The sequence below is a fragment of the Mesorhizobium mediterraneum genome, from assembly GCF_002284565.1.
Classification (GTDB): Bacteria; Pseudomonadota; Alphaproteobacteria; order Rhizobiales; family Rhizobiaceae; genus Mesorhizobium; species Mesorhizobium mediterraneum.
Map to the genome: position 1 here is coordinate 414653 of NZ_NPKI01000046.1, position 22123 is coordinate 436775.

Below are 22123 nucleotides of genomic sequence, written 5' to 3' on the forward strand. Positions count from 1 at the left end.
CGTTTGTTGGTCGCGCACAAATGTGCATGACCAAGGTATATTAGCACAATCGAATTTACCTGTATGCAAAGCCGCGCCGGCAACGCTGCCTGCGCGCAGACGATTATGCGTGACGCGACGCTTTTGATCCGAGAAAGCTTCAGCTGTCGCCCGCCCAGGCAAGGTCTAGTCCTTTCGGTTTCTTGACTCGGTCGGCAAAAACGGGCAGCAAAGCCTGATACGGAGGGCATTCCCGCCATTTTCTTAGTCGTGGAGGGGGCTTTTTTGTTATCGACCTTCGCCCAATCGGCGATCGGTAGAGGGATTGGTTAACCAAGTTTGTCCATCTTTTGAATCAATCGGCAACAGACGCGAAGCGTGCAGGGGGCACCAGGCGACTGTGATTGTGACGGCTGCGAGCCCCGCATGCCGCAAGGCCGATTGAGGTTGGTGTATGGCGTTTGTGCGTTTGAAAAACCGGGGTGACAATCCTGACTCTGGATTGACTTCGATCAGGCCCGGGCTGCGCTGGGTCGCGGTTCCCGTTGTTGGCGTTGCGGTCGCTCTGTGGTCGGTGGCGACCATGGCCGGCCTCTATTCGGTGGGAACCTCGCTCACCGCTGCCTCCAACAGTCTTCCGCAAAGCCTGCGCGCGCCGCGCACCATCGCGCTCGCCGATCGCACGCTTGCCAATTCATGGGCCAATTCGTGGGCGCCGTTACCGGCAAGCCGGCAGCGTCAGGCGTCGCTGCTCAGCCGATGCGATGCCGGTTGCGCACAGGCCGCCGCGAACTTCGTGCATGAAGGCAAGGCGGCGCGTCTCAAACCGCTGGCGCAGCCGGATATTGTGCCGCTTGTCGCAGAAATCTCGCCGCAAGCGCGCTTCGACAGCGTGGTGGCGAAAGCCGCGCTGTCGCCGCAAAAGCTTGCTGCTGCCTTTGCCCACGCAGCACCTCCTATGCTTGCCAGCCTGCCGGCGGCCGCGGGCGTTGCGGAGCCGGCGCGCCTGCCCGACCAGAACGGCCCGGCCGCGGTGCGCTTCGGGCCGGAGATCGCTGAGATCGAACGATCCTCCCGTCTGGCGCTCGCGCTGGCGAATGCGTTGCCGGAACAGATGATCGATGTGCTGCCGGAGGTGGCGACGGCCGACACTGCTGCGCCGCCGGAGGGCGAGGTTCAGATGGCCTCGCTGCCGCCGCAGGACGAGATGCCCGACAGCGTTCCCTTGCCGACCTTCCGCCCGCGGGCGGAAGTCGACCAGTCAGACGAGGCGCCCCATGTCGAGGCGCCCAAGGTCGAGGCGCCCAAGGTCGAGGCACCCAAGGCCAAAGCGCCCAAGGTCCAGTCATCAAAGGCCGCCAAGGCCCAGTCTCGGCCATCCAATGCCAACAAAGCGCAGTCCGCCGACGCTCCGCAGGACGAGATGCCCCGGGCGCCAGCCTTGTCGCCGAGGAGTTCGTCACCGGCGGCGATGCCAAGTATGCAAGCCAAGCAGGGCATGCAAGCCAAGCAGGGCATGCAAGGCAGCCCGGGCATGCAGGGCAGCCCGGTCAAGCCGGCCAAGCGGTCGAAGGCCGCAGACATGCTGGCCTATGCCAAACCCGACAGCCCGGCGGGCGGCGGGGCCTTCCGCAACCTGTTCACCAAGCCCGGCATCGGCAGCGGCGTCGCCGTCTACGACATCTCGGCGAAAACCGTCTATATGCCGGACGGTTCGCGGCTCGAGGCGCATTCGGGACTGGGCTCGATGGCCGACCAGCCGCGCTACGCCAACCGGAAGAATGCCGGCCCGACGCCGCCCCACACCTACGATCTGAGGCTGCGTGAATCGCGCTTCCATGGCGTCGAGGCGCTGCGTCTCACTCCTATCGACGGCAAGAACAAATTTGGTCGGGACGGCTTTCTTGCGCACACCTACCTGCTGCGCGGCCGCCGCGGAGAATCGAGCGGCTGCGTCGTTTTCAAGGACTATGCCCGCTTCCTCGCCGCCTTCAAGAAGGGCAAGATCAAACGCCTCGTCGTGCGCGGCTAACCAAGCCGCTGCTGCAGGTCGCCTCGGAAGGGGCGCGGCGCGTAGGTCGTCGCGGCGGCGGTCCTTCATGGCTTCGTCATCCCAGGGTCTTCTCGACGTCGCTTCGCTCCTGCTCCGCCGCGGGATGACGAAGCTGTGGGGAGATTTCGGCCAATCTCGAAGGTTTTCAATCCCGTCCAGGGATACTATGACTGGAGGTGCCGGGGCGGCGGCTTCAACCGATCAAAGAGGATGCCATGACTATACGCGCTGTCGTTTGGGGCGAGAATATCCACGAGCGGACCAATGAGGTGGTCGCGGGGATTTACCCCGAGGGCATGCACGCAACGATCGCCAACGCGCTGAAGCTCGATCGCGAAATTTCCGTGTCATGGGCGACGCTGGAGCAGCCGGACCATGGCTTGCCGGCCGATCGTCTGGCGCAAACCGACGTCCTGCTGTGGTGGGGACACAAGGACCATGGCGCTGTCGCCGACGAGGTCGTCGAGCGTGTGGCGCGCCGCGTCTGGGAAGGGATGGGGCTGATCGTCCTCCACTCCGGCCATTTCTCGAAGATATTCAAGACGCTGATGGGCACGCCCTGCACGCTGAAATGGCGCGAGGCCGGCGAGCGCGAGCGGCTTTGGGTGACGAGCCCCAACCACCCGATCGCTGCCGGTATCGGCGAGTATTTCGAGCTCGAGAATGAGGAGATGTATGGCGAGCAGTTCGCCGTGCCGGAGCCGCTGGAAACGGTTTTCATCTCCTGGTTCCAGGGCGGCGAAGTGTTCCGGTCGGGGCTGACCTATCGCCGGGGCGCCGGCAACATTTTCTATTTCAGGCCAGGTCACGAGACCTATCCGACCTATCACGACGCTACCGTGCAGAAGGTGCTGCGCAATGCAGTGAAATGGGCGCACAACCCGCAGGGGTCAAACCCAGCCATCCTCGACGCGCCGAACGTGCCGGTGGAAAAGGCGCTTGAGCCGATCGTCGAGCGCGGCGGAAAACTCCACGCCGCCGATGAAGCCGGCTATCGCTAGGAATCCCGAGCCTTTGGCTTGGAAAATCCACGGTCGAACAACAAGATAAAGCCCATTCCTAAGGATAAGAATTATGCGTCTGTTGATACTCGGCACCGGCTGGATGGCGGAGGAGCACGCCAGGCAGTTCGGTAAGATCGAGGGCGTCGAACTGGTCGGCGCTGTCGATGTCGACCGCAAGCGCCTCGATGAATTTTCGGACACCAACGGCATCCCCAATCGCTTCACCTCGCTGGAAGATGCGCTCACATGGGACAAGTTCGACGCGGTGGCGAACGTGACGCCGGATCGCATCCACCATCCGACCACCATGATGCTGATCGCGGCGGGCAAGCCGGTGCTGTGCGAAAAACCGCTGGCCGAAAATTACCAGAGGGCTAACGAAATGGCCGATGCCGCCGAGCAAGCCGGCATCATCAACATGGTCAACCTGACCTACCGCAACGTTGCAGCACTGCAGAAGGCGCGCGCCATGGTGCTTGCCGGCGAGATCGGTCAGGTCAGGCACGTCGAAGCGTCCTATCTGCAGAGCTGGCTGGTCTCCAAATTCTGGGGCGACTGGCGCACCGATCCGAAATGGCTGTGGCGGCTGTCACGCGGCCACGGCTCCAATGGCGTGCTGGGGGACGTCGGCATCCACATCCTCGATTTCGCCAGCTATGGCGCCGCACTCGACGTCGACCATGTGTTCTGCCGCCTCAGGTCCTTTGACAAGGCGCCCGGCAACCGGATCGGCGAGTACGAGCTCGACGCCAATGATAGCTTCACCATGGCGCTGGATTTCAGCAACGGCGCCTTCGGCGTCGTCCATGCCAGCCGCTGGGCAACCGGTCATCTGAACGAACTGCGGCTGCGCATCTATGGCGACAAGGGCGGCATCGAAGTCGTTCACAATCTGAACGGCTCGGAGCTGAAGGCGTGCATGGGCGAGAATGTCGAGGACGCCAAATGGCAGGTTCTCGATGCCGGAACGGTGCCGACCAACTACCAGCGCTTTGTCGACGCAGTGCGCACTGGCGTTCAGGCCGAGCCGTCGTTCCGCCATGCCGCCGAATTGCAGAAGGTGCTCGACCTTGCCGTCGTCTCCGACGAGAAGAGGGCTGAGCTCAGGGCCCGTGCCGAAACCCATTGATGTCGTACGCTGAAAGGGTCCAGCCATGGTCACGCGCCGCGCCCAATGTTCCTGCGGTCAGCTGTCAGCCACCTGCTCGGGCGAGCCGGTACGCGTCTCCGTATGCCATTGCCTGGCCTGCAAGCGGCGCACGGGCAGCGCGTTCAGCTTCAATGCGCGGTTTCCCGAGGACAAAGTATCGATCGAGGGGCGATCGGCGGAGTTCACGCGTGTTGGCGAGGAGGGCGGCCGTGTCATCTACAGCTTCTGCCCGGATTGCGGCACCACCGTCCATTACCGGATCGATGTCCAGTCCGGTCTGATTGCCATCCCGGTGGGTGCTTTCGCCGACCCATCGTTCCCGCCGCCCTTCCTGTCCTTCTATCACGACAGCCGGCGCTGCCAGTGGGTCGAGGTTCGCACTGAGCCTCTGGCGACGTTCGGCTGAAGACGCCGGCCACGGCAGGCTAAGCGTCGTTCAACCTTGCATTTGCATTTGCAGCTGGTCGTCCCCCGATTGATCGGACCAAGTGGGCCGCCGCTAGAGCGACGTGCGTCCACTTGGACGCACAAAGTACGCTCTAGCACTTTTGAATCTGCGCATCGTGCTTTCCGAAAATCGATTCCGATTTTCGGGCCGATGCGCTAGGCCTCGAGGAAGTCCAGGGCCTTTTCCACGAAGGCGCCGTGATACTGGAAAATGGCCGTATGCCCGCCGTCCTCGTACAGGACCAACTCGGCATTGGGAAAGCGCCGTGCCAGGTCGACGGAATTGCTGGTGGGCACCATTCTGTCGTGATCGCCATTCACCACGAGGACCGGGTGCCGGATACGCGATAGGTCGGCAGGGCGCTCCTGGCCAAAGGCACGGACTGCCTTGAGCTGCTGGTTGAAGGCGCCGAGCGCGATGGGTTTGTCGCGGTCATTGGTCCGTTCCTTCAATCGCTGCAGAAACGCGCGCGCCGCCCTCTTGCCGTTGGGGCTTTGGGTGAAGAAGAGGTAGTTCTTTGGATCCTTGATGGTCAGCGCGGCGCGGATCATGTCGAAGATGGTGACGAACGTCACCCTGTCGATGCCGGCACCCCCGGCTGGGCCGGTTCCGGCGAGGATGATCTTGCGAACCAGACCAGGTTCCAGCTGAACAATCGCCTGGGCGATGAAGCCGCCAAGAGATAGGCCGAGAAGATCGACCTGCTCGAAACCGAGGGCCCGGATGAAGGCGATCGCGTCGCGGGCCATCGCCTCCACCGTGTTGGGAGTGGAGCCGCCTGATGCGCCAACACCACGGTTATCGAAGGTAATAACTCGCCGTTTTGCGGCAATGCCATCGACCACCCGGGGATCCCAATTGTCGAGAACCGCACTCAGATGGGTAAGAAAGATCACCGGTACCCCGGTTGTGGGCCCGAGTTCCCGGTAGGCGAATTTCGTACCGCCGACGTCGACCGTTTTCGTCGGCACGTCCCTGTGTTTGATGATCGCGGCAGGTCGCGATAGCTGATGCACGTTCATGATGGTTTCCTTTCTTGTGGCTTGTCGTTCTCGCGGGGCTGGAGCAGCGCCTTCGCCGCCACCGAGCCAGCCTCAAGAATGCGATCGGACAGTTCGGTCCCGTTCACCGCGCGCGACAGCTCAAGCGTGCCGATCAGGGTCGCAAAGACGCCGAACGCGACATCTTCGGGATCGCGGGCGTCGGGCGTGAGTTCGGCCGCCACCTGGCGTACGAGCTTCAGCAGGTGTTCGGCGTAGACTTGGCGCGTATCGGCCGGCTCACGCGCAATTTCGGGTAACAGCGCGGCTGAAGCGCAACCTTTGCCGGGATTGTCCCGGTGTTCCGCCGACAGATACGTGTCAATGGCCATTGACAAGCCGCCGGCGGCCAACAGCTCTTGAATCTGGGTCGCCTGAACCTCCAGGGCCGCCGCCACACTCTCGCGCACAAGCGCCGCCTTGGACGGAAAATGGGGATAGAAAGCTCCATTGGTCAGCCCCGCTTCGCCCATGATGCCGGCGATACCTGATGCAGCGATGCCGTCGGAACGAAACCGTTCGGTCGCAACATCCATAATCCGCTGCCGCGATGCGTCTTTCCTGCCCTTCTCGTAACGCATGTTTTTTCTCCTTCGATCAGCTATTGCATTACGGTCATATTATCACTAAATGATCGTAATGCAATAGGGACACGTCGCTCCGGGTCTCCTCAATTTGGGAAAGCAACAATGAAGGCCTTCATCGTCGATCGATACGCAAAGAACGCTCCCCTGCGGCTTGGAGAGGTTCCGGAGCCGGAAGTAGGGGAGAATGACGTGCTGGTGCAGATCCATGCCGCCAGCCTCAATCTGCTGGACTCCAAGATCAGGGACGGAGAATTCAAACTCATTCTGCCATATCGCCGGCCCTTCGTTGCAGGCCATGACGTGGCCGGAACGGTCATTCGCGTCGGCTCGAAAGTCCGACAGTTCAAACCGGGCGACGAGGTCTATGCGCGACCACGCGACGGTCGGGTCGGGACTTTCGCCGAGCACATCGCCATTAATGATGCGGACGTGGCCCTGAAGCCGAAGAACCTCAGCATGGAAGAGGCTGCGTCCATTCCCCTGGTGGGGCTAACCGCTTGGCAGGCGCTGGTTGAAAGGGCGAAGCTGAAGAAAGGACAGAAGGTCTTCATTCAGGCTGGTTCCGGCGGAGTGGGAACATTCGCCATTCAATTGGCAAAGCACCTCGGCGCGACGGTCGCCACGACAACCAGCGCGTCCAACACGGATATGGTCAGGAATCTGGGCGCCGATGTCATCATCGACTACAAGAAGGATGACTTCGAGAAAGTCCTTTCGGGCTACGACGTCGTCCTGAACAGCCAGGACAACAAGACCCTCGAAAAGTCGCTGCGTGTGTTGAAGCCGGGTGGTCTCGCCGTTTCGATCTCCGGTCCGCCCGACGCTGCGTTTGCCAGGGAGAAGGGTCTGAACGTGGTGCTGAACTTGGTCATGCGCGTTTTGAGCGCCGGCATCAGGCGGCGGGCCAAACGCGCAGATGTCCGATATTCGTTCCTGTTCATGGCGGCCAATGGCGAGCAGTTGACCAAAATCACGTCTCTCGTCGAGTCGGGCATCATCCGCCCGGTCATAGATCGGGTCTTCCCGTTTGAGCAGACCAATCAGGCCTTGGCCTACATCGAGCAGGGCCGCGCCAAGGGCAAGGTTGTCATCAAGGTGAAATAGCTTTGCAAGGCTTCAGGCGACGATCTTCGTTTCCGGCAATCCTAATGCCGCAGGATCTTGCTCAGGAAGGCGCGGCTGCGGTCGGTCTTGGGGTGCGAGAAGAACTCGTCGGGCGTGCCGCTCTCGACGATGGCGCCGGCATCCATGAACACCACGCGCTGGGCGACCTTGCGGGCAAAGCCCATCTCGTGGGTCACCACCATCATCGTCATGCCTTCCTCGGCGACCGCGACCATGACGTCGAGCACTTCCGAGATCATCTCGGGGTCGAGCGCCGAGGTCGGCTCGTCAAACAGCATGATCTTGGGGCGCATGCCGAGGCAGCGGGCGATCGCCACACGCTGCTGCTGACCGCCGGAGAGTTGCGCCGGATAGGCGTTGACCTTGTCGGCAAGGCCGACCTTGGCAAGCAGCTCGCGCCCGGCCTTCTCGGCTTCAGCGCGCGGAATCTTGCGCACATGGATCGGCGCCAGCGTCACATTCTCAAGCGCCGTCTTGTGGGGATAAAGGTTGAACGACTGGAAGACGAAGCCGATCTCGGTGCGCAGCCGCGTCATGTTGGTGGCGGGGTCGCCGAGACGCTGTCCGTCGACCACCAGGTCGCCGTCGCGGATCGTCTCCAGCCCGTTGATGCAACGGATCAGCGTGCTCTTGCCCGAGCCGCTCGGGCCGCAGACGACGACCACTTCGCGCGGCTCGACGCTGAGCGTGATATCCCTCAGCACATTGAGCGTGCCGAACCATTTGTTGACGCCGCGAAACTCGATCATGCCGGTACCATTTTTGCTGCGGTTCGACGTCATAACTGCACCTCGCCATGGGCCGCACCCATGCGCTGCTCCAGCCGGCGGGCCAGCATGATCAGCGGATAGCAAACGATGAAATAGCCGAGGCCGACGAGGAAGAAGACCAGGAGGCCATTCGGCACACGCTGCACCACCAGCCAGCCGACGCGGGTGAGGTCGGTGAGCCCGATGGCTGAAACGACCGAAGAATCCTTGATCAGCAGCACATACTGCCCGACCAGCGGCGGCAGCACGATGCGCATCGCCTGCGGCAGCACCACCTGGCGCATGCGCTGCCAGCGCGACAGGCCGGACGCCAGCGCCGCCTCGACCTGGCCGGTCGGCACCGAGCGGATGCCGGCGACGACGATCTCGCAGATGAAGCAGGCGGCCAGATTGGTCAGCGCGATGATGCCGGCGGTGAAGGCGTCGAGCTCGATGCCGAGTTCCGGCAGGATGAAGAAGATCAGGAAGATCTGCACCAGGAACGGCGTGCCGCGGATCAGGTCGACCCAGGCGCCGATCGCCCCGCTGATCAGCCGGTTGCCGCCGGTCCGCAGGATGCCGAGGCCAAAGCCGATCAGCGTGCCCAGCACCAGGCTGATCAGCGACAGCATCACGGTCATGCCGAGGCCGCGCAGGGCGAGGGGATAGCTGCCGGCGATGCTTTGCAGCTGCTGCCAGATCATGTCCGTGCCCCCGCTAGGCCGAGCCAGCGCCCGGACAGCGCCGCCAGTCCCTTCAGCCCGTAATAGAGCAGGAGGTAGAAGGCGGCGATGGTGATAAAGCCCTCCGCCGGCATGAAGCGGTCGGAGGCGAGCAATTGTCCGGCGCGCGTCAGCTCGGCGACCGCGATCAGCGACAGCAGTGCGGAATCCTTGACCAGAACGATCGCCTGTCCGAGCAGCGGCGGGATCGTCACCTTGAACGCCTGCGGCAGGATGACCAGGCGCATGCGCTGGACATAGGTCATCCCCGAAGCGACGCCGGCCTCGACCTGACCGCGCGGGATCGACAGGATGCCGGCGCGGATGATCTCGGCGACATAGGCGCCGCTGTTCAGCGACAGAGCGAGGATGCCGACGACGAGCTCAGGCAGGATGATGCCGAGCCGCGGCAGGCCGAAATAGAGGAAGTAGAGCTGCGCCAGCAAGGGGGTGGCGCGCACCGCGTCGATATAGGCTTTGGCCGGGATTCGGAACAGCCGCCCGCGCTGCAGGTTCATGGCGGCGAGCCCAATGCCGACGGCGAGCGCCCCGGCAAAGGAGAGGACAGACAGCCACACGGTCGTGACGAGGCCCTGCCCGAACAAGGGCAGATATTCGACGATGGTGCGGAAGCTGAAGTTTTCGAGCATCGCTGGACGGATTTCCCCCGGGCGAAACGGATTCCGGGCGGCTTCGCGGCGCCGGGGCGCGCGCGAAACCGCTCGGATCTATCGCTGCTTAGTGGTCTTTCTTCCAATCTTCGGAATTGACCCAGTAGTCGAGGTTCTTCTGCAGGCGGCCGTCGACGCTGACCTGGTCGAGGAACAGGTTCATCCAGACCAGCAGGTCCGGCTCGTCATAGCGGGTGGCGAAGGCAAGCGGTTCCTTCGACAGCAGGTCCGGCATGATGGTGAAGCTGCCGGCCGGATAGGCGGTCGACTGGCCTTTCACCGCCGAGACGTCATTGACGCCGCAATCGGCTTGGCCGTTGTTGACGGCGTCGAGCAGCAGCGGACCGCCGCCCTTGTAGCTCTTGATGTCGGCATCAGGGAAGGCGTTCTTGGCTTCCTTCTCGCCGGTGGCGCCGAGCAGCACGGCGATCTTGGTGCCCTTGGCCTTGCAGTCCTCGGCGGTCTTGAACTTGCTGTCAGCCTTGGTGAAGACGGTGCTGCCCGTATACATGTAAGGTTTGGTGAAGGCGACCTTCATGCCACGCGCCAGCGTCGGCGTCATGTCGGCGACCAGAAGATCGGCCTTGCCCGACAAAAGTGCCGGGATCAGCCCATCCCAGTCGAAGTCAAGGAAGGTGATCTTGACGCCCATCTCCTTGGCCATCAGCTCGGCGAGCTCGACCGAACTGCCGGTGCGTTCGCCGGCAGCACCGACGAGCGAGAAGGGCGGTCCCTGCGTCTGCACGGCGACGCGCAACTCGCCGCGCTTGGTGATCTCGTCGAGCGTTCCGGCGCTGGCTGCGGCAGTGAGGCCGGCGAGCGCAAGGCCTGCTATGAAAAGCTTGGCAATCTTCATTGGGCATTCCTCCTTGTTGTCGTTGTTGTTCCACTTTGTTGTTCCACCCCTTGGGGTGCTTTTTGAGCGGCAGCGCCGTTGCCGGCGGCGGCCACCGTTCGAAAATCCTTCAGTCCCAGTCGATCGTTTCGGATACCCGTATACCGCGCCGGGCCAATTCGTCGAGGAAGCGGCCATCAGGCACATGCAGCAGCGGGTTGAGCAGGCCGGGCTCGGTGATTTCGCCCCGCGCCAGCATCTGCGCCACGATGCTTGCGGGATAGCCGACGCCGAGGCTCATGCCGAACAGGCCGGAGGCGAGATCGCGTTCGATGATCAGGTCCGATGTCACCGTCTTGCGGCGGCCGCCTTCACTGCCGGTAAAGACGTTGCGCATCACGCAAAGGTCCTTTTCGTCGGCGCCATATTGCAGTTGCGGCCCGAGCAGCCGGCCAAGAAATTCGCGTGGGCTGGCGCCGACGCCGGGCACCTTGTCTTCAGAGAGGAAGCCAAGCTCCTTCAGAGGCGCCCAGAACGCCGACCAGCCCGGCCAGCGCAGCGAATAGCGGCCGGAGCGCTGCAACCCCTTGGCGGCGGCAAGCATGCCGGCATAATGCGGTGCGTCGCCATTGGGGAAGGCTTCTAGGCTGCCCAGTCCTTCGACCTCGATCTGATGGATGAAAGGATTGTCGTGCTGGCGGCCGGCCGGCACCTCGACCCGTTGGCCGTCCTCGACCACCACGCTGTCGCGGTTCTGGCTCATCAGAACCATGTCGAAGTTCCAGCTCACCTTGTAGCATAGCGGCTTGGCCATCGCCTTCGGCTCGGGGATGCCACCGCAATAGGAATCGATCGCGGTGATGGCGTCGAACTGCTTTGCGGCGCGCGCGTAGAGCACGAGGTCGATGCCGGGGTCGAGCCCGCATTCGGTCATGATCGAGACGCCGGCCTTTTGTGCCGCCGGGGCAAGGTCGGCGATCGTCTTGCCGTAATTGGTGGTGACCAGCGGCGTGCGCGTCGCGATCGCCGCCTGCACCGCCTCGCGCATCAGCGGCTGCGGCAACAGGTCGATGGCGGCGTCGACACCCACCAGCACCTCCGCCAATACTGGACCGATCGCGCCTTCGGGCACGACGAAGCGCACGCGGTCAAGGTTGGTCAGGCCGCCAAGTCGGGCTGCCCCATCCGGCGCGGTATCGATGCAGACGACTTCTTCGACACCAGCGCTGGCGACGAGATCGGCGATCGCCGCCCGGCCTTGCAGGCCGAGGCCGCCGAGAACCGCGATCTTCATGGCATTTCCTTTCGGCCAGTTTCGTCGCGCTTGTTCTCGTCCGACCAGCAGCCTTCCGGCAGGCTGACCCATTTGTTGCAGGAGGCCATGACGACGAAGGTCTCGCTGCGCACGACTTCGCCCGGCTCGCCCGCGCCGGGGATCAGCTCGCTGGTGACGCGGTAGAGGTCGGCGACATCGCCGGCCACCGTCACGTCGACGATGATGTCGAAGCGCCCGGTGACCACCGAGGCCGAGTTCACGAAAGGCAGCTCGCAGATACGCTGCGCCAGTTCCCGCGCCCGGCCGCGCCCCTGCGCATTGATGCCGACGATCGCCGAGATCAGCTCGGGGCGCTCGGTCAGGTTGAGCAGCCCGACGATCTTGAGCAGGTTGCGGTCCAAGAGGTTGCGCAGCCGCATGCGCACGGTCGGGACGGAGACAGCCATCTTCTCGGCGAGGCGATTGACGCCAAGCTGCGCATCCTGCGACAGCAGCTTGACCAGTCGCCGGTCGGTCTGATCGAGATGTTCCCGCAAACGCCTAGGCTTTCATAAAATGGAATTATCGAAGAAGTTTTCTTTCTGATATGAAAATAGCCTAGGGACTATTTTTCGAAACTGCAAGTGCGTTCAACCGCTTGTCAACAAGGCAGGATGGCAGGAAACTTGCAAAGCCGGGCAGCCCAGGTGGACATTACCGAGGCACGGGCTTCCCCTTGCTGTGTCTCGCCCATCGGCACTAAGCCTCAACCTGAACCAAAGGTCCTCCAAGCCCCGAAACGGAAGCTCAATGGCACAGAATATCTATGACAGGCCTGAATTCTTCGCCGGTTACAGCCAGATGGCGCGCTCGGTTCACGGCTTGGACGGCGCACCGGAATGGCCGGCAATACGCGCATTGCTTCCCGATCTCGACGGCAAGCGCCTTGTCGATCTCGGTTGTGGGTTTGGCTGGTTTGCCCGCTGGGCAAAGGCGCGTGGCGCAAGGCATGTCCTTGGGCTGGACCTTTCCCGCAACATGATAGAACGGGCCAGGGCCGACACCAGCGACCCGGATGTCGACTATGTCATCGCCGACCTCGACCGCCTCGAACTGCCCCAGGCATCGTTCGACTTCGCCTACAGCTCGCTTGCCTTCCACTACATCGAGGATTTCGACCGGCTGGTGAAGACAGTGCATGATGCGCTCCTTCCAGGCGCGCACTTCGTCTTCACCATCGAGCACCCGATCTACATGGCACCGTCTCACCCAGGCTGGTCGGTCGATGTCGACGGCCGCAAGACGTGGCCGGTCAATCGCTATAGCGTGGAAGGTCCGCGTACCACCGACTGGCTCGCCAAGGGCGTGCTCAAGCAGCATCGCATGCTCGCAACGACGCTGAACGCGCTGATCGAAGCGGGTTTCACCATACTCCGGGTCGAGGAATGGCGCCCAACGGCCGATCAGGTCGCGCAGGCTCCTGATCTTGCCGACGAACTGGAGCGGCCGATGATGCTGATTGTCGCGGCGCAACGTTGAGCGCCGTTTTGGTGGCGGCCTTGACGAGGCCGGTATCCCGGAAGTCGGGGGTTCTGCCAGTGCCGCAGCCGACCGAGGGCATTAACGCGGCTTCTGGATACCGGGAATGCCGCCGATCCGCTCGGCGAGAAAGTCGACCAGCAGCCGGACCCGGGCAATGCCCGCGCGCTCCGGGACGATCAGCATGCTCAGCGGTACGGGAGGCGGGGCGTAGTCCGGCAAGACCACTTCCAGCCGGCCGGCCCCCAGAAGATCGTCGACAAGCCAGTGATGGGCGGGCGCGATACCGCGTCCGGCGATGAGGGCCTCGCGCGCGGCAAGTCCATGGTCGACACGAAATCGGCCGCCAAAAGGCACCGCATGGCGTTCGCCCTCCGGCCCCTGCAGGGCGAGCGTGTCGCTTCCCGCGATGTTCGACATCCGGATGCCTTCATGACCAGGCAGATCCTGCGGGCCAGCCGGTCTGCCCCGCGCCGCCAGATAGGCTGGCGCGGCCACCAGCAGACGCCGGGACTGCCCGAGCGCCCGTAGTTTCATCGAGCTGTCGGTGAGCGGACCGAGGCGAAGCGCGATGTCGACGCCCTCCCGCACAAGGTCGATGCGTTCGTCGGTGAGGCTGAGATCGATGCCGATGTCGGGATAGCGGTCCTGAAAGGCGAAGATCAGCTGGCTGATGTGCAAGACCCCGAGTGCCGCCGTGCAGGATATCCGGATCGTGCCGGCCGACGCGCCACGCGTGCCCCGCGCTTCATCGCCGGCTTGCTCAACGAGGCGCAGGATCTGGATGCTGTCGGCATAGTAACGGCTGCCTTCATCGGTCATCGTGACACGCCGGGTGGTCCTGCTGAGCAAGGGCACGCCGATGGCCTCCTCGAGCTCGCGCAGATGCCGTGTGACCGTCGACTGCCCAACTCCGAGCTCGCGCGCCACCGCCGAGAGGCTGCCGCGCTCGGCGACGCGAACGAAGGTGCGCATGCGCTCGAGGGTCACATCGGATCTATCCATTATTCGGCATAATCTTATGCATTGCCTAGATATAGCGGATCACCCCAGGGCTGGCTACCTTCAGCATTCATTGTCCTTCTTCGGAGCTGACCCATGAAAGTCCTGCTTGTTTTTGCTCATCCTGAACCGCGTTCGCTCAACGGCGCACTGCGTGACGTCGCCATCAGGGAACTCGAGGCCCAGGGCCACGAGGTGCGCATATCGGACCTCTATGCCGATGGCTGGAAATCCGAGGTGGACCGTGCCGATTTTCCGTCGTGGCCGCCCGAAGCACGCTTCCTGCCGGCTGGGGCCTCCAAAAAAGCTTTTGCGACCAACACTCTGACCGATGACGTTAAGGCGGAGGTCGACAAGCTGCTGTGGGCCGACACGCTGATCCTCCAGTTCCCGCTGTGGTGGTACGCCATGCCGGCGATCCTCAAGGGCTGGGTCGATCGGGTGTACGCCTACGGCTTCGCCTATGGCGTCGGCGAGCATAGCGACAAGCGGTGGGGTGACCGCTTTGGTGAGGGAACGCTCGCCGGCAAGCGCGCGATGCTGATCGTGACCACTGGCGGCTGGGAAGAGCATTACTCCGCCCGCGGTGTCAACGGCCCGATCGACGACCTGCTGTTCCCGATCAATCACGGGATCCTTTATTATCCGGGTTACGACGTGCTTCCGCCGTTCGTGGTCTACAGAGTGGATCGTTTTGGGGAGGCCGATTTCGAGCCTGTCGCGGAGCGCCTGCGCGAAAGGATGCGGACGCTCGAGACAACCCGGCCGATTCCCTATCGGCAGCAGAATGGCGGGGACTATCACATCCCGAGCATGCAGCTCCGCCCCGAACTGGGCGATCCGGGCGCCGCGGGTTTCGCGCTTCACGAGGACCGTGCCGGCGCCACCGCCAAGTCGGCGACGCCGCGTTCGACTTTGCGGGACGTGGCCTGACGCAAGATCCCGAAAAAATCGGGCAAGGCGCCCGAAACCTATGGGAGGAATCAGCGACCGGCCCGGAAGATCGCCACCGCCGCGGCCGTCAGTGCGGCGTTGCCTGATGCCGTAGTGCCGTCCGGAAGCTGCTTGCCGTCTTCCAGCCCGACACGCGTCGACCAGTTGCGCTCCGCCGCCCGGTGCACGAACGGCCACACCGTGGCGTCGGCGCCGTGCAGCAAGATGGCGCGACGTATCCCGGCGCGGTCGAGCACCGCCGCGATTCCGTCGCTGACCTCCAGTGCCACGTCCAGTTCCTGCTCCGATATCTCGATCAGGATGCGCAGCACCTGGCTGCCATGGTCGAGCCGGACCAGGCGCTCGGCATCAGTGACGGAGGCGAGCCCGGCCTCGATGCCGATGCCGCGCTGGCGCAGTCCCTGCATGACCTCGGGCGCGGCCTTCTCGCTCAGATTGACGGAGGCATAGTCGGGCAACTCGGTCCAGCCGGCGATCGCCGCCAGCGTGCGCTCATCGTTGTTCTCGATCCAGGCGCCGGTCGATACGCCGATCAGCGTTCCTGGGCAGGCGCGGCGCAGCGCCAGCATGGTCGGGTCCATAGCCTCAGGCGCGAGGCTTTCGCGTCCGTCGAGCCCGCGTGCATGGACATGCAGCTCGGCCGCACCGGCGGCGACGCAGGCTGCGCCGTCGCGCGCCATGGCTTCCGCGTCAAGCGGCAGTTGCAGGTGGAAGTCGGCATTGCGTGCGCCATTGATGCAGGTCTGGACAATCATGGAGGTGGCGGCCCGGTTGCGGTTGCAACCAGTCTAGCGCACGCCCCCGAAAACCGGAATCGGGTCCGGTGCGCATTCCTGACAAACGGATGCGGCCTGACCCGATGCAATCCGGCAGGATGCGCCTCTATCTTGTTCAGTCACGATCTTGTTGGCAGGCGAGATATGGGTGTTTGACGCATAGTGGGGAACTCAAGCAGCACCGCTGAACCGGGCACCTTGACGATCGTCTGCGGATGCTGCGGTATCCGGCCTCGAGCACGCATGGGCAACGCCATGCCCGGCCGGTCGGAAGGATATTTGCGAATGAGTGAGCTCAAGGTCAGGACCCGAACCACCGGCGCGGCTGCCGTGCTGTCGCCGGGCAGCTTGCCCGTCGTCACCACGCCGACCGGCGGCATGGTCGACGTTGTGACCGGTGTCAGCGCGCCGGGCTTCAATCCGCTCGACCTTCTCTATGCCTCCGTGGCCGCCTGCATGGTGCTGAGCGCGCGGATCGCTGCCACGCGCATGGGTGTCGCCGCCAGCCTCGGCGAGGTCCGTGCCGATGTGAGCGGCGAAAAGGCGGCGGGCGACGTTTCCCGCATCGGCCAGCTCACGATCACACTCGACATATCGGGCGATCTCGACGAGGCCACGAAAAAGCGGATCGTCGAGGACGCCGAAACGATCTGCACGGTCAGCAACACGCTGCGTGAGACGCCTGAGCTTGTCACCACGCTCGCCGGCTGATCGCATCCTGATTGCCCAGTTTCACGCATCCTCCGAGGCCGCCCATGGCACGCATTTCCCCGATCGACTATGACACCGCCTCGCCTGAAATCCGTGCGGCGCACGACGAGGAACTGCGCTTGCGCGGCCGGATGACGAACATGAAGCGCATCCTGCTGCATTCGCCGGCCGCCCATCGCATCTATGCCGAGTGGTTCACCTTGCGCGACCTGCTGCGACCGGATCTCGACGATCGCGCCATCTGGCTGTTTTCGCTGACGATTTCCGCGGCGTGCCGGGCCGAGGTGCCGGTGACCTTCTTTCGCCGCGCGCTGATCGATATGGGGCTCGATCCCGACAGCATCGAGCCGACAGCCGATGAAGCGCTGCTGATTGCCTTCGGCAAGGCCATCGCGACTGACGCCAATGCCATTCCCGATGAGATATGGGCCGAACTGAAGGCCCGCTACGATGAGCCGCAGCTCGTCAACGTGGTCGCCTTCGCCGGCATCATGGTGGCGACGACAGTATTCACCAAAGCGGTGAGCGTCGACCTCGATCCGGAGCTCGAGGCTTACCGCAAGAAGGCCTGAGGCAATCGAAGCCGCCGCGCTGGGCGACCTTTATCGGGAAAACTCGCTGCGCACGATGCCGTGGCGCTGGAGCTTGTCGTAGAAGGTCTTGCGCGGAATCCCCAGCGCTTCGATCGTGCGCCTGACGTCGCCCTCGTTGCGGCCAAGCGTCTCGCGAATGATGTCGGCCTCGTAGCGCTCCAACCGCTCCGGCAGCTTCATGGCGGCATCCGGCTCAGCTGGGGCAGGGGATGGCGTCGCAGCGTCTTCCTCCAATCCAAGCACAAGCCGCTCGGCGAAATGCGCGAGCTCGCGCACATTGCCCGGCCAGTCATGTTCCCGGAGATGGCGGTGCACCGCGGCCGGGACAGTCGGCACCGGGCGCCGGAAGCGGGCGGCGGCGCGCTCGGCGAAATAGAAGAACAGCAGGGCGACGTCGTCGCGGCGCTCGCGCAGCGGCGGAATGGAGATCGTCACAACGTTGAGCCGGTAGTAGAGGTCCTCGCGGAACGTGCCGCGCTGGCGCGGATCGCCGAGATCGACCTTGGCGGCCGCAACCACGCGCAGGTCGACCGGCCGCATTTCGTTGGTGCCGAGCGGGGTGACCTCGCGCATCTCCAGCACGCGCAGCATCTGCACCTGCGTCGAGACCGGCATGCTTTCGATCTCGTCGAGGAACAGCGTGCCGCCGCTGGCGTGCTCGATGCGGCCGATCCGCTTCTTCTGCGCGCCGGTGAAGGCGCCGGCCTCGTGGCCGAACAATTCGCTCTCGATGACCGTCTCCGGCAGCGTGCCGCAATTCAGCGCAACAAAATTGCCCCTGGCGCGGCGGCTCCAGCGATGCAGAAGGCTCGCCACCACCTCCTTGCCGGAGCCGGTTTCGCCGGTCACCAGAACGTCGACATCGGTGTCGGCGATCTGGCGCAGCGTGCGGCGCAGCCTTTCCATTGCCGGCGTCTGGCCGATCAGCGGCAAGCCGTCCTGCGCTTCTCCGGCCGCCTCGCGCAAGGCGCGGTTTTCCATCACCAGGCGGCGCTTTTCCGCCGCGCGGCGCACGCTCTGCACCAGCCGGTCGGCGGCGAAGGGTTTTGTGATGAAGTCGTAGGCGCCGTCCTTGATCGCCTTGACCGCCATGGCGATGTCGCCATGCCCGGTGACCAGGATGACCGGAATGTCCGCGTCCAGCCGCAGGACGCGGTCGAAAAGAAGCAAGCCGTCGATTTCCGGCATCCTAATATCCGACACCACCACGCCGGCAAAACCGGCGTCGAGCCTGGCCAGCGCCTCGGCCGCCACCGAAAAAGCCGATACCGAAAAGCCGGCAAGCTCCAGCGTCTGCGCGGTGGCCCTCAAGAGATCGCTGTCGTCATCGATCAGAATGACCGGCGCTGCGTTGTCGTTGGCCATTACGCTGCTTTCAAGAGATGGATGGTGAAGCGGGTGCCGCTGTCGTCGCTCGAAACCTCGATGCGTCCGCCATAATCGGCGACGATATCCTTCGAGATGACGAGGCCGAGGCCGAGGCCTTTTTCCTTGGAGGTGTTGAACGGCGTGAACAGCGATCTGAGAATTCCTGGCGGAATGCCCGGTCCGTTGTCGGACACGCCGACCGTCACGCCGTCCGCCGTCTCCTCGACCGAAACCCGCACCTTTGCGTCGTCGCGGCCCTCCAGCGCCTCCAGGGCGTTCTGGAAGAGGTTGATCAGCACCTGTTCGAGCCTGACCCGGTTGCCCATGACCTTGAGGGCAGGCGGCGGCAGGTCGATGACCAGTGCGTCGAGCCGACCGGCAAAGCGGCTTTTCAAGAGCACGACGGCGCCTTCGATGACGTCGCGCAATTCCACCGGCTCGGCGGCGGTGCGGCCCTTGCGGGCAAAGGCCTTCAATTCTTCGGTGATGGTGCCGATGCGTTCGGTCAGCGCGGCTATGGCGCCGAGGTTTTCCTCGGCCGGCGCTGTCTGCTTGCGGTCGAGGAAGGTGCGGGCGTTGTCGGCATAGGCGCGTATGGTGGCAACCGGCTGGTTGATCTCATGCGCGACGCCCGCGGCAACCTGGCCGAGGATGGCGAGGCGGTTCGCCTGGACGAGATCCTGCTGCACCACCTGCAGCTTGGCTTCGGTGCTGCGGTGACCTGATATCTCGGCCTGCAGCCGGTCGCGGGCGCGGCTCAGATCCTCGGTCCGTTCGACGACGCGGCGTTCGAGCTCGGTGCGCGCCGCCTGTTCGGCGGCGATCCGCATTTGTCCCGACTGCCGACGCCACAACAGATACGCAGCAAGGCCGAGCAACGGGACAACGACGCCGAGTGCAAGGAGCCGCATTTCACGGACCGCGGCGGCGATCGGCGCTTCAGCCGGAACGAGATAATCGAGCCGCCAGGGGGTCGAAGGGACCGGTGTGGAAAGCCTGAGATATTCCGCGTCGCTGCCGCCGGGCGTCACCGCGTGGACGATCGAGACGTCCGGGCTGAGTGCCTGGGGGCGCGTGATCGGCAGCGGCATCAGCGGTGCGTCGCCGAACTGCTGGCTGTTCTGAATGGCGGCAAGATCAGGCCCGGCCAGCGGCGTCGCCGTCATGAAGCGCCAGGACGGCACGCTGGTGATCAGGACGACGCCCTTCTCGTCGCTGACATAGGCCGGGCGGTTTGCCTCGTGCCAGTCGGTTTCGAGCTGATCGAATTCCGCCTTGACGACGACGACGCCGAGCGGGGCGGCAGCGTCGCCGACGCGGCGCGAGATGTAGAGGCCGGGACGCTTGCTGACATTGCCGAGCGCGAAATATTCGGCAGTGCCGGCCTGCATCGCGCCGGAGAAATAATCGCGGAACTGGTAGTCGTTGCCGACGAAGCTGATCGGCTCGCGCCAGTTGCTGGAGGCGATCGCCAGCCCGTCGGTGCCGATGACATAGAGCACCGAAGCCTTGGTGCCGGAGACCAGCCCGTCGAGCTTGCGGTTCAGCACATCGACCGCCGCAATGCTTTTCTGCGCCAGCGCATCGCGCACCTGCTGGTCTTCCGACAAAAGCAGGGGCAGGGCGCGCGGGCTTTCCAGCACGGCGCGCAGCAGCGCGACCTTCAGATTGGCATCGGTGCGGCCCTGCGCCGCCAGTGCCCCGAGCTCAGTGGCGCGGCCATAAAGGCCGGCGCCGTGAAGTGCGGCCGTGGCGATCGCAAGGGCGATGGCCGCAAACAGCAGCCAAGCACGGCGCGCCCGCCTGCCGAGTTGCTCGGGCGTCGACGGCAAGGCGGCGGCGGGGCGTTGCAGCATCACACATTTGTGCATGATTTCGCACAAAGAACAATTCGGTTACGCGAATATCCGCACTTTCTGTGCGCGAGACGAAACCTTGGGTCCGAGAGTATTCAATAAAATCAAACGGTAGGCTCTTTTCCGCGCACTTGGCACGGCAGTTGCAAACACGAATTCAGCGGTCGTGAGGCTGCTGGGGGTGGTCAATGCAATTGCTCCGGGAGGTCGAGCTTTCGATCGGAGCACAATGGAGGACGTCATGCAGACAGCATTCGCTGCCGCCGAGCCGCGCGGCAAACTTCCCTTCTACCGGCATCTCTATGTGCAGGTGCTGGCGGCGATCGCCGCCGGCGTGCTTCTCGGCCATTTCTATCCCGAAACCGGTGAGGCGATGAAGCCGTTCGGTGACGCCTTCATCAAGCTGGTGAAGATGGTGATCGCGCCGGTGATCTTCCTGACGGTGGCGACCGGCATTGCCGGCGTTTCCGACCTGCAGAAGGTCGGCCGCGTCGCCGGCAAGGCGATGATCTATTTCCTGGTGTTCTCGACGCTGGCGCTTGTCGTCGGTCTCGTCGTCTCCAATGTCGTGCAGCCCGGCGCCGGCATGCACATCAATCCGGCCACGCTCGACGCCACGAAGGTGACGGGCTACGCCGAGAAGGCGCATGACACCACCATCGTCGGCTTCCTGATGAACATCATCCCCGACACCATCACCGGCGCTTTCGCAAAGGGCGACATCCTGCAGGTGCTGTTCTTCTCGGTGCTGTTCGGCGTTGCCTTGGCCATGGTCGGCGATCGCGGCCGTCCGGTCGTCGATTTCCTGCAGGCGCTGACCACGCCGATCTTTCGCCTCGTCGCCATCCTGATGAAGGCCGCGCCGATCGGCGCCTTCGGCGCCATGGCCTTCACCATCGGCAAATACGGCATCGGCTCGATCGCCAACCTCGCCATGCTGATCGGCACATTCTACCTCACCGCGCTGCTGTTCGTGCTGGTGGTGCTTGGCGCAGTTGCCCGCTACAACGGCTTCTCGGTCCTGGCGCTGATCCGCTACATCAAGGAGGAGCTGCTGCTGGTTCTCGGCACCTCGTCCTCGGAAGCGGCATTGCCGGGCCTGATGGCCAAGATGGAGCGTGCCGGCTGCAACCGCTCGGTGGTCGGGTTGGTCATCCCGACCGGCTATTCCTTCAACCTCGACGGCACCAACATCTACATGACGCTGGCCGCGCTGTTCATCGCGCAGGCGACCGACACGCCGCTCACCTTCGGCGACCAGATCCTGCTGCTCGCCGTCGCCATGCTGAGCTCCAAGGGTGCCGCCGGCATCACCGGCGCCGGCTTCATCACGCTGGCCGCGACGCTTTCGGTGGTCCCCACCGTGCCGGTCGCCGGCATGGCGCTGATCCTCGGCGTCGACCGCTTCATGTCGGAATGCCGGGCGCTGACCAACTTCATCGGCAACGCGGTGGCGACGGTGGTCGTGGCGCGCTGGGAAGGGGAACTCGACCAGACCAAGTTCGCTGCCGCAATGGCCGGCGACTTGCCCGAGGAAGCCGACCTGTCGCTGCCCGGGCTGCAGCCCGCCTGACCGTTCAGGTCTGCATGGTCATAGCCCGAAGCCGGCTTGCCGCCGGCTTCGGGCTACCTGCCGCCAATCTCCAACATCCGCGATTATCCACAGGCCACGCCGCTGCGCGCCTGCCTCGATGTAACAGGCTTGT

22 protein-coding genes are annotated in these 22123 nt (G+C 63.9%); 10 read left to right on the plus strand and 12 right to left on the minus strand.

Annotated elements, in window-relative coordinates:
* The first annotated feature begins 481 nt into the window (after positions 1–481).
* From CIT25_RS32565 to CIT25_RS32580, 4 genes are all read left to right on the plus strand, one after another.
* Positions 482–2011: a DUF2778 domain-containing protein gene (locus CIT25_RS32565; protein WP_245330099.1), complete on the plus strand. Its 1530-nt coding sequence runs from the start codon at positions 482–484 to the stop codon at positions 2009–2011.
* A gap of 236 nt (positions 2012–2247) precedes the next feature.
* Complete coding sequence (locus CIT25_RS32570) at positions 2248–3033, plus strand: ThuA domain-containing protein (RefSeq protein ID WP_095489172.1); 786 nt, start codon at positions 2248–2250, stop codon at positions 3031–3033.
* 73 nt (positions 3034–3106) lie between these two features.
* A complete protein-coding gene (locus CIT25_RS32575; RefSeq protein ID WP_095489173.1) occupies positions 3107–4165 on the plus strand; it encodes a Gfo/Idh/MocA family protein in 1059 nt (352 codons plus the stop codon).
* 25 nt (positions 4166–4190) lie between these two features.
* Complete coding sequence (locus CIT25_RS32580) at positions 4191–4592, plus strand: GFA family protein (protein ID WP_095489174.1); 402 nt, start codon at positions 4191–4193, stop codon at positions 4590–4592.
* A 197-nt stretch (positions 4593–4789) separates the two neighbouring features.
* Here the strand turns inward: CIT25_RS32580 and CIT25_RS32585 are convergent, their stop codons facing one another.
* Positions 4790–5656 (minus strand): alpha/beta fold hydrolase, encoded by an 867-nt coding sequence (locus tag CIT25_RS32585; protein WP_095489175.1) that lies wholly within the window; start codon positions 5654–5656, stop codon positions 4790–4792.
* Positions 5653–6255 carry a TetR/AcrR family transcriptional regulator gene (locus CIT25_RS32590; RefSeq protein WP_095489176.1) on the minus strand — a complete coding sequence of 201 codons (603 nt, stop codon included), beginning with the start codon at positions 6253–6255 and terminating at the stop codon, positions 5653–5655. Before CIT25_RS32590 ends, CIT25_RS32585 begins: the two co-directional genes overlap by 4 nt.
* A 108-nt stretch (positions 6256–6363) precedes the next feature.
* On the opposite strand from CIT25_RS32590, the gene CIT25_RS32595 reads away from it, so the two are divergent.
* Positions 6364–7365 (plus strand): NADP-dependent oxidoreductase, encoded by a 1002-nt coding sequence (locus tag CIT25_RS32595; RefSeq protein WP_095489177.1) that lies wholly within the window; start codon positions 6364–6366, stop codon positions 7363–7365.
* A gap of 41 nt (positions 7366–7406) precedes the next feature.
* On the opposite strand, the gene CIT25_RS32600 is transcribed toward CIT25_RS32595, so the two are convergent.
* The 6 genes from CIT25_RS32600 to CIT25_RS32625 form a co-directional block, all read right to left on the minus strand.
* Entirely contained in the window at positions 7407–8135 is a 729-nt protein-coding gene (locus CIT25_RS32600; protein WP_095489269.1) for an amino acid ABC transporter ATP-binding protein, read from the minus strand.
* 29 nt (positions 8136–8164) lie between these two features.
* Complete coding sequence (locus CIT25_RS32605; RefSeq protein WP_095489178.1) at positions 8165–8839, minus strand: amino acid ABC transporter permease; 675 nt, start codon at positions 8837–8839, stop codon at positions 8165–8167.
* A complete protein-coding gene (locus tag CIT25_RS32610) occupies positions 8836–9507 on the minus strand; it encodes an amino acid ABC transporter permease (protein WP_095489179.1) in 672 nt (223 codons plus the stop codon). The genes CIT25_RS32605 and CIT25_RS32610 overlap by 4 nt, the downstream gene beginning before the upstream one ends.
* Before the next feature lie 88 nt (positions 9508–9595).
* Positions 9596–10384 (minus strand): ABC transporter substrate-binding protein, encoded by a 789-nt coding sequence (locus CIT25_RS32615; protein ID WP_095489180.1) that lies wholly within the window; start codon positions 10382–10384, stop codon positions 9596–9598.
* A 109-nt stretch (positions 10385–10493) separates the two neighbouring features.
* Entirely contained in the window at positions 10494–11657 is a 1164-nt protein-coding gene (locus tag CIT25_RS32620) for a saccharopine dehydrogenase family protein (RefSeq protein ID WP_095489181.1), read from the minus strand.
* The gene (locus CIT25_RS32625; RefSeq protein ID WP_095489182.1) at positions 11654–12175 is read right to left on the minus strand and encodes an Lrp/AsnC family transcriptional regulator; all 522 of its coding nucleotides are present in this window, start codon (positions 12173–12175) and stop codon (positions 11654–11656) included. The genes CIT25_RS32620 and CIT25_RS32625 overlap by 4 nt, the downstream gene beginning before the upstream one ends.
* Before the next feature lie 253 nt (positions 12176–12428).
* Here CIT25_RS32625 and CIT25_RS32630 point away from each other — a divergent pair, with 253 nt between their 5' ends.
* Entirely contained in the window at positions 12429–13157 is a 729-nt protein-coding gene (locus tag CIT25_RS32630; RefSeq protein WP_095489183.1) for a class I SAM-dependent methyltransferase, read from the plus strand.
* 81 nt (positions 13158–13238) lie between these two features.
* Here CIT25_RS32630 and CIT25_RS32635 read toward each other — a convergent pair whose 3' ends face one another.
* Entirely contained in the window at positions 13239–14162 is a 924-nt protein-coding gene (locus CIT25_RS32635) for a LysR family transcriptional regulator (protein ID WP_095489184.1), read from the minus strand.
* A gap of 93 nt (positions 14163–14255) precedes the next feature.
* Between CIT25_RS32635 and CIT25_RS32640 the strand changes: the two genes are divergently transcribed.
* Positions 14256–15092, plus strand: coding sequence for an NAD(P)H-dependent oxidoreductase (locus tag CIT25_RS32640; protein WP_095489185.1), 837 nt, complete (start codon positions 14256–14258; stop codon positions 15090–15092).
* 50 nt (positions 15093–15142) lie between these two features.
* Here CIT25_RS32640 and CIT25_RS32645 read toward each other — a convergent pair whose 3' ends face one another.
* Positions 15143–15868 (minus strand): 3-keto-5-aminohexanoate cleavage protein, encoded by a 726-nt coding sequence (locus CIT25_RS32645; protein WP_095489186.1) that lies wholly within the window; start codon positions 15866–15868, stop codon positions 15143–15145.
* A 306-nt stretch (positions 15869–16174) separates the two neighbouring features.
* On the opposite strand from CIT25_RS32645, the gene CIT25_RS32650 reads away from it, so the two are divergent.
* Together CIT25_RS32650 and CIT25_RS32655 are read left to right on the plus strand one after the other, a co-directional pair.
* A complete protein-coding gene (locus CIT25_RS32650; protein WP_095489270.1) occupies positions 16175–16600 on the plus strand; it encodes an OsmC family protein in 426 nt (141 codons plus the stop codon).
* A gap of 44 nt (positions 16601–16644) precedes the next feature.
* Positions 16645–17172 carry a carboxymuconolactone decarboxylase family protein gene (locus CIT25_RS32655; protein WP_095489187.1) on the plus strand — a complete coding sequence of 176 codons (528 nt, stop codon included), beginning with the start codon at positions 16645–16647 and terminating at the stop codon, positions 17170–17172.
* A gap of 30 nt (positions 17173–17202) precedes the next feature.
* On the opposite strand, the gene CIT25_RS32660 is transcribed toward CIT25_RS32655, so the two are convergent.
* Together CIT25_RS32660 and CIT25_RS32665 are read right to left on the minus strand one after the other, a co-directional pair.
* Positions 17203–18558 carry a sigma-54-dependent transcriptional regulator gene (locus tag CIT25_RS32660; protein WP_095489188.1) on the minus strand — a complete coding sequence of 452 codons (1356 nt, stop codon included), beginning with the start codon at positions 18556–18558 and terminating at the stop codon, positions 17203–17205.
* Positions 18558–20417 (minus strand): sensor histidine kinase, encoded by a 1860-nt coding sequence (locus CIT25_RS32665; RefSeq protein ID WP_206073033.1) that lies wholly within the window; start codon positions 20415–20417, stop codon positions 18558–18560. The genes CIT25_RS32660 and CIT25_RS32665 overlap by 1 nt, the downstream gene beginning before the upstream one ends.
* A 241-nt stretch (positions 20418–20658) precedes the next feature.
* Here CIT25_RS32665 and CIT25_RS32670 point away from each other — a divergent pair, with 241 nt between their 5' ends.
* Positions 20659–21990, plus strand: coding sequence for a dicarboxylate/amino acid:cation symporter (locus tag CIT25_RS32670; RefSeq protein WP_245330100.1), 1332 nt, complete (start codon positions 20659–20661; stop codon positions 21988–21990).
* Positions 21991–22123 lie beyond the last annotated feature (133 nt).

Excerpts from the sequence above, each read along its gene's own strand:
- CIT25_RS32570 (WP_095489172.1), top strand. The coding sequence starts at position 2,248 with ATGACTATACGCGCTGTCGTTTGGGGCGAGAATATCCACGAGCGGACC.
- CIT25_RS32575 (WP_095489173.1), top strand. The coding sequence starts at position 3,107 with ATGCGTCTGTTGATACTCGGCACCGGCTGGATGGCGGAGGAGCACGCC.
- CIT25_RS32580 (WP_095489174.1), top strand. The coding sequence starts at position 4,191 with ATGGTCACGCGCCGCGCCCAATGTTCCTGCGGTCAGCTGTCAGCCACC.
- CIT25_RS32585 (WP_095489175.1), bottom strand. The coding sequence starts at position 5,656 with ATGAACGTGCATCAGCTATCGCGACCTGCCGCGATCATCAAACACAGG.
- CIT25_RS32590 (WP_095489176.1), bottom strand. The coding sequence starts at position 6,255 with ATGCGTTACGAGAAGGGCAGGAAAGACGCATCGCGGCAGCGGATTATG.
- CIT25_RS32595 (WP_095489177.1), top strand. The coding sequence starts at position 6,364 with ATGAAGGCCTTCATCGTCGATCGATACGCAAAGAACGCTCCCCTGCGG.
- CIT25_RS32600 (WP_095489269.1), bottom strand. The coding sequence starts at position 8,135 with ATGATCGAGTTTCGCGGCGTCAACAAATGGTTCGGCACGCTCAATGTG.
- CIT25_RS32605 (WP_095489178.1), bottom strand. The coding sequence starts at position 8,839 with ATGATCTGGCAGCAGCTGCAAAGCATCGCCGGCAGCTATCCCCTCGCC.
- CIT25_RS32610 (WP_095489179.1), bottom strand. The coding sequence starts at position 9,507 with ATGCTCGAAAACTTCAGCTTCCGCACCATCGTCGAATATCTGCCCTTG.
- CIT25_RS32615 (WP_095489180.1), bottom strand. The coding sequence starts at position 10,384 with ATGAAGATTGCCAAGCTTTTCATAGCAGGCCTTGCGCTCGCCGGCCTC.
- CIT25_RS32620 (WP_095489181.1), bottom strand. The coding sequence starts at position 11,657 with ATGAAGATCGCGGTTCTCGGCGGCCTCGGCCTGCAAGGCCGGGCGGCG.
- CIT25_RS32630 (WP_095489183.1), top strand. The coding sequence starts at position 12,429 with ATGGCACAGAATATCTATGACAGGCCTGAATTCTTCGCCGGTTACAGC.
- CIT25_RS32635 (WP_095489184.1), bottom strand. The coding sequence starts at position 14,162 with ATGGATAGATCCGATGTGACCCTCGAGCGCATGCGCACCTTCGTTCGC.
- CIT25_RS32640 (WP_095489185.1), top strand. The coding sequence starts at position 14,256 with ATGAAAGTCCTGCTTGTTTTTGCTCATCCTGAACCGCGTTCGCTCAAC.
- CIT25_RS32645 (WP_095489186.1), bottom strand. The coding sequence starts at position 15,868 with ATGATTGTCCAGACCTGCATCAATGGCGCACGCAATGCCGACTTCCAC.
- CIT25_RS32650 (WP_095489270.1), top strand. The coding sequence starts at position 16,175 with ATGAGTGAGCTCAAGGTCAGGACCCGAACCACCGGCGCGGCTGCCGTG.
- CIT25_RS32655 (WP_095489187.1), top strand. The coding sequence starts at position 16,645 with ATGGCACGCATTTCCCCGATCGACTATGACACCGCCTCGCCTGAAATC.
- CIT25_RS32660 (WP_095489188.1), bottom strand. The coding sequence starts at position 18,558 with ATGGCCAACGACAACGCAGCGCCGGTCATTCTGATCGATGACGACAGC.
- CIT25_RS32665 (WP_206073033.1), bottom strand. The coding sequence starts at position 20,417 with ATGCTGCAACGCCCCGCCGCCGCCTTGCCGTCGACGCCCGAGCAACTC.
- CIT25_RS32670 (WP_245330100.1), top strand. The coding sequence starts at position 20,659 with ATGCAGACAGCATTCGCTGCCGCCGAGCCGCGCGGCAAACTTCCCTTC.